8 protein-coding genes are annotated in these 10,096 nt (G+C 70.9%); all 8 read left to right on the top strand.

Annotation, left to right across the window (positions count from 1 at the left end):
- A partial coding sequence (locus tag VF092_30075; protein HEX6751579.1) for a substrate-binding domain-containing protein occupies nucleotides 1-371 on the top strand: 371 nt, incomplete at its 5' end.
- Nucleotides 372-394: 23 nt separating this feature from the next.
- Entirely contained in the window at nucleotides 395-1,402 is a 1,008-nt protein-coding gene (locus VF092_30070) for a ketoacyl-ACP synthase III (GenBank protein ID HEX6751578.1), read from the top strand.
- Entirely contained in the window at nucleotides 1,399-3,195 is a 1,797-nt protein-coding gene (locus VF092_30065; protein ID HEX6751577.1) for a long-chain fatty acid--CoA ligase, read from the top strand. The genes VF092_30070 and VF092_30065 overlap by 4 nt, the downstream gene beginning before the upstream one ends.
- Complete coding sequence (locus tag VF092_30060; protein HEX6751576.1) at nucleotides 3,192-3,719, top strand: hypothetical protein; 528 nt, start codon at nucleotides 3,192-3,194, stop codon at nucleotides 3,717-3,719. Before VF092_30065 ends, VF092_30060 begins: the two co-directional genes overlap by 4 nt.
- Complete coding sequence (locus VF092_30055; protein HEX6751575.1) at nucleotides 3,716-5,206, top strand: hypothetical protein; 1,491 nt, start codon at nucleotides 3,716-3,718, stop codon at nucleotides 5,204-5,206. Before VF092_30060 ends, VF092_30055 begins: the two co-directional genes overlap by 4 nt.
- Before the next feature lie 303 nt (nucleotides 5,207-5,509).
- On the top strand, nucleotides 5,510-5,941 hold the full coding sequence (locus VF092_30050) for a MaoC family dehydratase (GenBank protein ID HEX6751574.1): 432 nt from the start codon (nucleotides 5,510-5,512) through the stop codon (nucleotides 5,939-5,941).
- A gap of 297 nt (nucleotides 5,942-6,238) precedes the next feature.
- On the top strand, nucleotides 6,239-8,701 hold the full coding sequence (locus tag VF092_30045) for a TonB-dependent receptor (protein HEX6751573.1): 2,463 nt from the start codon (nucleotides 6,239-6,241) through the stop codon (nucleotides 8,699-8,701).
- A 277-nt stretch (nucleotides 8,702-8,978) separates the two neighbouring features.
- The gene (locus tag VF092_30040; GenBank protein ID HEX6751572.1) at nucleotides 8,979-9,995 is read left to right on the top strand and encodes a PHB depolymerase family esterase; all 1,017 of its coding nucleotides are present in this window, start codon (nucleotides 8,979-8,981) and stop codon (nucleotides 9,993-9,995) included.
- Nucleotides 9,996-10,096: the final 101 nt, after the last annotated feature.

Here is a 10,096-nt window from a genome sequence, read left to right as displayed (position 1 = left end):
GCCGGACACCGCCCACGGTCAGCGGCGGGCAGAAGGCGATGAAGAGTCTCCTCGCTTCGAGCGAGCGTCCGACCGGCGTCTTCTGCGCCAACGACCTGATCGCCATGGGGGCGCTGAAGGCGGCGCTGACGGCCCGCGTCTCCGTTCCCGGCGAGCTGTCGATCGTGGGGTGCGACGACGTGGAGATGGCGAGCTTCGTCACCCCCGAGCTGACCACCGTCGCCATTCCCGCGCGCGAGCTGGGCGCCCGTGCCGCACGCCTCCTCCTCCGCCAGCTCGACGGCCAGGAGGTGACGGTGAAGGGCGCGAAGCTTCTCCCGGTGAAGCTCGTCCGCCGCGGCACCACGGCCGAGCCGTCATCCAGGACTTAGGACTTGGGACTCAGGACTTTCCGTTGCGCCACGCCACCATCAGCGGAACCGGTTCGTTCGTCCCCGCGCGGGTCGTCGCCAACGCGGAGCTGTCCGCCGCGCTGGGCGAGGACATCGACGCGTTCGTGTCGAACACGCTGGGCATCCGCGAGCGGCACTGGTGCGCGCCCGGCGAGTCCACCGCCGACCTGGCCGAGCAGGCCGCCCGCGCCGCCCTCGCGGACGCCGGGCTGTCCGCGGAAGACGTCGACCTGCTCATCGTTTCCACCGACACGCCCGAGTACGTCTCCCCCGCCACCTCGTCGGTCCTGCACGGGCGGCTGGGGATGCGGAACACGGCGGGGACGTTCGACGTGAACAGCGCCTGCGCCGGCTTCGCCACCGCGCTCGACGCGGCGTGGAAGTACGTGCGCGCGGACGAGCGCTACGAGCGCGTCCTCGTCGTCGCCGTCTACGCGATGTCGAAGTTCCTCGACCCCGCGGACAAGAAGACGGTGACGATCTTCGCCGACGGCGCGGGCGCGGTGGTGGTGGAGCTCGCCGACGAGCCCGGCATCCTCGCCAGCGAGCTGTACGCGGACGGGTCGCTGGCGCTGGGGATGGGCGTGTTCGCGGGGGGGACGGCGGAGCCCATCACCGTGGACGTGCTGAACGCGGGCGTGCGCAACCGCCTCCGCTTCGTCCAGAAGTATCCCAAGGAGGTCAACGAGGAGGGGTGGCCGCGCATCGCCCGCTCCGTCCTCTCCCGCATCGGCACGACGGTCGACGACGTCGATCTGTGGCTGTGGACGCAGGTGAATCGATCGACCATCGAGATGGTGATGGATCGCCTCGGCGTGCCTATGTCGAAGGCGCACACGGTGATGGAGAAGTGGGGATACACCGGCTCCGCCTGCCTGCCGATGGCGCTGGACGACGCCGTGAAGGCGGGCCGTCTCCACGCGGGCGACCTGGTGCTGCTTACCGGCTCGGGCGCGGGGCTGTCGATGGGATGCGTCGCCCTGCGCTGGAACCCGCGGAGCGCGCGATGACGACCGCCGCCCGTGCCTTCCTGGCCCGCGCCGCGCGCCACCCCGGCCGCATCGCCTGGCGCACGCTGGCCGCCGGCGGCGCGCCGCGCGACGAGGCGCTGACCTGGGGCGAGTGGGCCGCCGAGTCGCGCCGCTTCGCCGCCGCGCTGGTGGCGGACGGGGTGCGGCCGGGCGAGTCCGTCGCCGTGCTGGCGGGAACGAGCACCGTCTGGCCCATCGCCGACCTGGGCGTGCTGATGGCCGGCGGCGTGTGCGCGGGCGTCTATCCCACCAGCGCGCCCGCGCAGGTGCGGCAGATCGCGGCCGACTGCGGCGCCCGGGTCCTGGTGGTGGACGACGCGGAGCAGCTGGCGAAGGTCCTCGCCGTCCGCGACGAGCTCCCGCGCCTGCGCACCATCGTCGCCATCGATGTCTTCGGCGACGACGTGGTGAGCTGGGACGCGTGGCTGGGGATGGGCGACGACGCGCTGACGGCCGGCGCCGGCGCGGAGGTCGACCGCCGCGTCGCGGCCGCATCCCCCAACGATACGGCGATCCTGATCTACACGTCGGGATCCACGGGCGAGCCGAAGGGCGCCGCGCTCCCGCACCGCAACCTCCTCGCGTCGGCCGAGTCGATCATCGAGGCGCTGGGGCTGACCGAGCGCGACACCACGCTCTCCTTCCTCCCTTTCTGCCACGCCGCCGAGCGCGTGTTCGGCCTCTACACGCGGATCGTCAGCGGGATGGAGGCGGCGCTGGTGCCCGACCACACGCGCGTGTGGGAGGCGGCGCGCGTCTACGGCCCCACGCTCTTCGGCGGGCTGCCGCGCTTCTACGAGAAGGCGTACGAGACGCTGCACGCCGAGCACATGGCCTCCGCGGGCGAGGGGCGGAAGCGGTGGGACCGGACCATCGAGCTCGGCACCGCGCGCTCGAAGCTGGTCCAGGGCCGCCGCTTCGTCCCGCCGACGCTGGAGCAGGAGTGGCGCGAGGTCGGCGCCCCGCTGTTCGAGCGCACCCGCGCCCTCTTCGGCGGCCGCGTGCGCCGCGCGACCAGCGGCGGCGCCGCGCTTCCCGTGGACGTCGCCGAGTACCTCGACGCGCTGGGGATCACCGTCCTCGGCGCGTACGGGCTGACGGAGCACCTGTGCGTCGCCATGAACCGGCCGGACGCGTACCGCTTCGACGCCGCGGGGCCGGCGATGCCGGGGACGGAGATCCGCATTGCCGAGGACGGCGAGATCCTGGTGCGGCGCGGCGACCTGAGCTTCGGCGGCTACCACGGCCGCGCCCAGGCGACGGCGGACGCGTTCACGCCGGACGGGTGGCTGCTGACGGGAGATCTCGGGCGGCTGCTGGACGACGGCTCGCTGCGCGTGAGCGGGCGCAAGAAGGAGCTGATCGCGCTCAGCACGGGGAAGAAGGTGGCGCCGCTGCCCATCGAGGCCGCGCTGGCGCAGGACCCGTGGATCGGCCAGGCCATGCTCTACGGCGAGGGCCGCAAGTACATCTCCGCCCTCATCTCCCTGCGCCCGTCGATGCTCCGCCTGTGGGCCGACGGGCAGGGGGACGAGGTCGATGGGAATGGCGTCGTCGTCCATCACCCCGAGCTGCTGTCGCAGGTGCAGGCGGCCGTCGATCGCGTCAATGCCAACCTCAGCCGCACCGAGCAGATCCGCCGCTTCGTGGTGATCGGCCGCGAGCTGACCGCCGAGGACGGCGACCTCACGCCCACGCTGAAGCTCCGCCGCACCGTGGTCGCCGAGAAGTTCCGCGGCGAGCTGGACGCCCTCTACCCCGCCGCAGGATGACCAAGCGCCTCGCACTCACCGCCCTCGCGCTCGCGGCGCTGGCCATCGCGGCCTCGTACGCGTCGGCGTTCCTCCCCGGCGGCGCGCCGGGGTGGGCACCCTGGCCCATGGCCATCGGCATCCCCACCGCGCTGGTGGCGGTGATGGTGCTGGGCGCCGCGCGCGGCGGGCGCATCGGGCGGCTGGCCATCCCCTTCGCCTTCTCGTTCGTCGTGCTGGCCGCGGGCTTCGCGCTGGCCCTCGTGCTTCCCGCGGTGGAATCGGCGGGCGCGCCGCTCTACCTGGGCCTCCCGCTGCGCGCGGCCATCGTGATCTACGGCATCGGCATCTTCCCGATCGTCGTCCTGCCGATCGCCTACGCGCTGACCTTCCACGAGCAGACGCTGAACGCGGCCGACCTGGAGCGCGTGCGCCTGGCCGGCGAGGCGTGGAGGCGCGCGCGCGACGGATCGTCATCTCCCGCGCAGTCCGAAGCCTCGCCCCCCGCCGAGCGGGTCCCCGCCCTTCCTGGAGCCCGCGCGTGAACCCGGCCATGCAGCACGTCAGCCATCCCGCCATCATCGCCGTGGCCGCCGCGTACTTCGCGGTGGTGGTGCTGATCAGCGTCTGGGCGACGCGCAGGACGAAGACGGCGAGCGACTTCTTCGTCGCGGGCCACGGGATCGGCCTGGTCGCGCTCACCGTGGCCTCCGTCTCCACCTCGGTCTCGGGGTTCGCGTTCATCGGCGGGCCGGGGCTCATCTACACCATCGGCCTGGCGGCGATGTACATCGTCCTCCCGGCGTCGGTGACGAACGTGATGGGCGCGTGGGTGCTGGCCAAGCGGATGCGCCTGCTGGGCGAGGCGCGCGGGCTGATGACCGTGCCCGACGCCATCGGCGCGCGCTACCGCAGCCCGCTGGCGCAGGGGCTGTCGGGCATCGGCATCCTCATTGGCATCCTGGGCTACATGGCCACCAACGCGCTGGCGATGGGCGTGGTGATCGACGCCATCTTCGGCGTGGGGATGGGGTGGGGGATCTGGATCGGGATGGGGGTGACGCTGGCCTACTCGGTGGCGGGCGGCATCCTGGCGGGGATCTACGTGGACGTGTTCCAGGGGACGCTGATGGCGGCGGCCTCCGTCCTCGTCTTCCTCGCCGTCCTCAAGGTCGGCGGCGGGCTGGGCGGCATCTCCACGCACATCCTGGCGCACGACCCCGGCTTCCTGTCGCCGTGGGGGAAGGCCACGCCGCTGGTGGCGCTCTCCTTCTTCTTCGTCTTCGGGATGGGGTCGCTGGGCCAGCCGCAGGGCGTGCACAAGTACTACATGCTGAAGGACCCGCTGCAGCTGCGCTGGTATCCGCTGCTGAAGACGCTGGGGCTGATCCTGGTCCTCCTCCTCTACTTCGGCGTGGGCGTGGGCGTGAAGTCGCTGGTGGCCCGCGGCGCGCTGGCCCCGCTCTCCGCGCCCGACGCGGCCACGCCGACGTTCCTGCTGCGCTTCACCCCGGTGATCCTGGCGGCGCTGGTGTTCAGCGGCGTGGCCGCGGCCACGATGAGCGCGGTGAACTCGTTCATCAACATCGCCGCGGCGGTGGTGACGCACGACCTGCCGCTGGCGTTCGGGCGCACGGCCAGGAACGAGCTGCTGTGGGGACGCATCTCCACCGCGGTGCTGGCGATCGCCGCCGCGCTGCTGGCGCAGGTGTCGGGGTCGATGGTGGCGTTCCTGGGGATCTTCGGATGGGGATTGTTCGCCTGCACGCTCGTTCCCGCGCTGGCCATCGGCCTGAACTGGGAGGGGGCGACGAAGGAGGGGGCGATCGCCAGCATCGCCACGGGGATCGTGGTGACGCTGACCTTCGAGACGCTGGCGTACTTCAAGGTCTACAGCTTCCCGACGGGGGTGACGGTGAGCGGGCTGTCGCTGGTGCTCTCGATCCTCGTGTTCTTCGCCGTGAGCTGGCTGACCCGCGCCCGCGCCGCGTCGCAGATCGATCCGGACGTGGCGCTGGTGATGAGCGTGTGAGGGGAAGTGCCCAGTGCCCAGTGCCAAGTGCCCAGTGGAAGCGGGGTCGGCATCGGTGTGACGGGCGGACCGGGGCGCGGCCGCGGATGGGCCCCCTCTCCCCCGGCCCCTCTCCCCCGCTTCGCAGGGGCGAGGGGAGAACATAGCCCGGTGGCAGGTGCGGCTCCGATCCCACGCACTACCCCCGCCCGACGTCATCCTGAGGCCGGACAGACCGGAACCGCGGCTGCCCTGGTGCCGGCAGGCCGAAGGATCTATAGCCGGCGTTCGCACGAGAGCCGGGGAGACGGACGAAAGCAGCGAATGCACCTGGAAGACATCGCCGTCGGGCAGACGGCCGAGTTCAGCAAGACGGTGACGGAGACGGACGTGGTGCTGTTCGCCGGCATCACGGGCGACTTCAACCCCGCGCACGTCAACGCGGTGGAGGCGGAGCAGGGGATGTTCGGCGGGCGGATCGCGCACGGGATGCTGTCGGCCGGCTTCATCAGCACCGTGCTGGCGATGAGGCTCCCCGGGCCGGGCACCATCTACCTCTCGCAGAACCTGCGCTTCCTGCGCCCGGTGAAGATCGGCGACACGGTGACCGCGCGGGTCGAGGTGGCGGAGGTGATCGCGGCGAAGCGGCGGGTGCGCCTGGCCACCACCGTCACCAACCACCACGGCGAGCGCGTGATCGACGGCGAGGCGGTGGTGATGGTCCCGGAGTCGCCGACCCCCTCCACGACGGGTTGAAACCCGCCGCTGGAACCTCGAGAAGTCCGCCTTCGCGGACTGAACGCCGGCCTGGTTCCGTGGAGCGGACGTTCGAGCGGTGCTGAGTTCTCCCCTCTCCCCTGCGAAGCGGGAGAGAGGGGCCGGGGGAGAGGGGGCCGCCCGCCGCGGCGCGAACGGCCGGCAGGACGGCAGGAAGCTCTCGCGACGATTCGACAGGAACCGCGGTCGCCTTACCGAAAGGACCGCGAGCGTGAAGTCCAACCGTGCGAGCGCGACCGCGTGCGCACACGTGTCCCACAACATGGAGACCCTTCCATGAGCAGCAGCGGCACCCTGCGCCACACCTGGCGCGCACTCCTGCTGGCCGCGGCACTGGCGCTGGTCCCGTCGCTCGCGGCGGCGCAGACCGGCACCGTGCGCGGCACCGTCTCCGGGCCCGAGGGCCGCGCCGTCTCCGCGGCGCAGGTGGCCATCGTCGGCACCCGCTTCTCCACCGTATCCAACACGCTGGGGCAGTTCACCCTGGGCGGTGTGCCGCAGGGCGTGCACCGGCTCCGGGTCTCCATGCCCGGCTTCGTCGCCAATACCAGCGACGTCACCGTGCGCCCGGGCGAGGAGACGCTCGTCTCCATCCAGCTCCAGGAGAACAACGTGGAGCTGGACGCCATGGTCGTCTCGGCCTCGCGCCGGGCCGAGCGCCGCTCCGAGTCGCCCGCCACCGTCACGCGCGTGGGCGCGCAGCAGCTCGAGGAGACGCCGGGGAACGCCTTCGTGGGCGCGCTCAAGCAGGCGACGGGTCTCGATTTCGTGCAGGTGGGGATGACGGCCGTGGCGGTCAACGCGCGCGGCTTCAACTCCTCGTTCAACAACCGGATGCTGATGCTGGAGGACGGCCGCATCGCCGTGCTTCCCGAGAACGGGCTGCCGGCGGGCGCCTTCACCCCCGTCCCCAAGATCGACCTGGCGGGGATCGAGGTGGTGGTGGGCCCCGGCAGCGCGCTGTACGGCGCCGACGCCTCGAACGGCGTGCTGACGCTGCAGAGCAAGGATCCGCGCGACTACCCCGGGCTGTCGCTGGAGGTGACGGGCGGCAACCGCGAGTACATGGACCTGCAGGGCCGCATCGCCGGCACGCGCGGCAACTGGGGATACAAGCTCAGCGGCGAGTGGAACTCGTTCAACGACTGGTCCAACCGCATCCACGCCACCGCGGCCGCCACCAGCCCCTGGGAGACGAGCGTCGGCGACACCACCGGTCTGAACTGGGACAGCAGCGTTTTGCGCGGCTACGGCCAGGTGCTGCGCTACTTCGGCGACGGGCAGGTGTCCCTGACCGGCGGCTACAGCCGCACCAACGGCGTGGGGCAGACGAACGTCGGCCGCAACCAGCTGGTGGACTGGACCTACAACGTCCTGCAGCTGCGGGCGACCAACCCGCGCTGGTACGTCAGCGCCTACCGCACCGAGAGCAACGCGGGCGAGAGCTACGCCGCCAACCGCTACACCACCAACCGCGCGACCGCGCCGGCGACGGTGAGCGACGACTCGGTGCGGCGGATGAGCGACTGGCCCAGCGACGGGCAGCTGTACGCGGCCGAGCTGCAGAACAACTTCCGCGTCCTTCCGCTGCTGAACACGCAGGTGACGTGGGGCGGGCAGTATCGCCACGACGTGGTGAGCAGCGACCGCCAGTGGCTGACCGACCGCCTGACCGGCGAGGCGCTGAAGATCGACCAGTGGGGCGTGTACGCGCAGACCGAGACGCCGCTGCTGCCGCAGCTGCGCCTGCTGCTGGCCGCGCGCTACGACGACCACGAGAACTACGATCCGCAGTTCTCGCCCAAGGCCGGCGTGCTCTTCACCCCGGCGCAGGGGCACACCTTCCGGCTCTTCTGGAACCGCGCGTTCAAGAGCCCCAGCACGCTGCAGACGAACTTCTGGATCCCCAACTTCGTGTCGGTGATCGGCGTGTTCGGCAACCGCGACGGCATCACCGTGCGCCGCGCGTCCGACAACTCGCTGGTGCGCGAGTACAAGCCGCTGGTCCCCGAGCGCAACACCACCTGGGAGGCGGGCTACAAGGGGCTCATCAACGGCCGGCTGTTCGTGGACGTGGCCGCGTACTACTCGCGCTACCAGAACTTCCTGAGCCCGCTGGTGACCGTGGCCAACCCGTACGCCACGGGTGGCGCGGCCACGGTGGCCTACAACGGCGCCACCAACCAGCCGTACGTGAGCGAGGCCGCGCAGCCGCAGGTGGTGCTGACCTACTTCAACCTGGGCAACGCCACCATCTACGGCACCGACGCGGCGTTCAGCTACGTGCTGAACCCCCGGGTCGACTTCACCGGCACGGTGTCGCTGCTCAAGCTCGACAACATCGAGGGGATCGACACCAACATCGCCTCCGAGACCGAGGCCACCGCGCTGAACTCGCCGGTGACCAAGTGGACGCTGGGGATGCACGCGCGCGACCTGGGCCGCTGGTCGGGCGGGGCCACCTTCCGCTACGTGAACGGCTACTACTTCAACTCCGGCATCAACAAGGGCCGCATCCCCACGTTCAACACGCTGGACCTGAACGTGGGCTACCGGGTGCCGCAGTTCCACTCGCAGATCAACCTGGCGGTGGCCAACCTGTTCAACTGCCGCGCGAACGACCCCACGCTCCCCGACGAGGGTGCGTCGTGCGGGTTCGGCGTGAAGCACACCGAGATGGTCAACATGCCGGCCATCGGCACGATGGTGTTCCTCGGCGTGCGGGTGGACACGAAGTGACGAGTGCGTGAGTGCAGGAGTGCGTGAGTGCGTTGGGTTCTCGCGAATCCGGTGCACTCACGTGCTGACACACTGACGGTCGGGGAGAGGATCAATCAGACGGGCAGGATGCGTCCAGTCTGCGCCGAAGCCTATCTCCGAGCTGAGGTCTCCCCCCTTCTCCCGTTATCGGGAGAAGGGGGGCCGGGGGGGATGAGGGGCCGCGAGCGCAGCGAGCCCCCGCTGTTGTCGACGGGGCAGTTCCTGGCAGGTCCACCCTGATCCGGAGGAGCCGTCCATGCGCCGCACCCGCACCGCTGTGCTCCTGGCCGCCGCGCTCGCGCTGGGTGCCTGCGCCGACGCGCCCACCGCCGCGCGCGAGGACGTCGCATCGCCGCAGAAGCCGCGGCTCGCTGCGACGTGGGTCGACGGGGTCTACAACAGCGTGTACGGCGCGCGCTACTTCCGTGTCTACGTCCCCTCCACCTACACCGGCACCGCGCGGCCGATGATGGTGATGCTGCACGGCTGCCTGCAGGACGGCTACGACTTCGCGGCCGGCACGCGGATGAACTCGTTCGCCGAGAGCCGCAACTTCATCGTCCTGTATCCGGAGCAGGGGACGGCGTACAACCCATCGGACTGCTGGAACTGGTTCTACACCTCCAACCAGTCGCGCGGTAGCGGTGAGCCGTACGTGATCGCGGGGATGATCGACTGGGTGAAGGCCAACTACGCCGTCGACGGCACGCGCGTGGGCGTGGCCGGCTTCTCCGCCGGCGCGGCGATGGCGACGATCATGGCGTGCACCTATCCCGACAGGGTGCGCAAGCTGGCCGAGGTCGCCGGCGTGATGTACAAGGCGGCGACGACGGCGGGCGGGGGGACGAATGCCATGTTCTTCGGCAGCAGCTACGACCCCAACACGCGCGGCACCGACTGCTGGAACGCGCAGGCCACGGGGGGACGCCGGGTGATCCCCACGCTCGTCTTCCACGGCTCATCGGACGGCACGGTGAACCCGGTGAACGCGACGCAGACCGCGCAGCAGTGGACGCAGACCGACGACCTGGCGAGCGACGGCGCCGACAACGGCAACGTAGACTTCGCCGCCGACGCCACGGTGAACGGGACGGCGTGCCGCAGCTACACGCGCACCGACTTCAACAACAGCTCGAACGGGCAGACGGTGGTGCGCCGGTACGTGATCAGCGGGATGGACCATCGCTGGCCGGGCGGCAGCAGCGCCGGCAGCTACACCGACGCCTGCGCCCTCGACGCCAGCCAGATCATCGTCGACTTCTTCGGCTTTTAGGGAACAGGAGACAGGGAACAGGGGACAGGGAGAGAGACGGATGTTCCGCCCCCAGCTGAGTTCTCCCTTCCCCTGCGAAGCGGGGGAGGGGCCGGGGGAGG

The organism is Longimicrobium sp., from assembly GCA_036377595.1.
Classification (GTDB): domain Bacteria; phylum Gemmatimonadota; class Gemmatimonadetes; order Longimicrobiales; family Longimicrobiaceae; genus Longimicrobium.
Note: the sequence above shows the minus strand (reverse complement) of the source record. Positions and strands in the feature narration are given on the sequence as shown.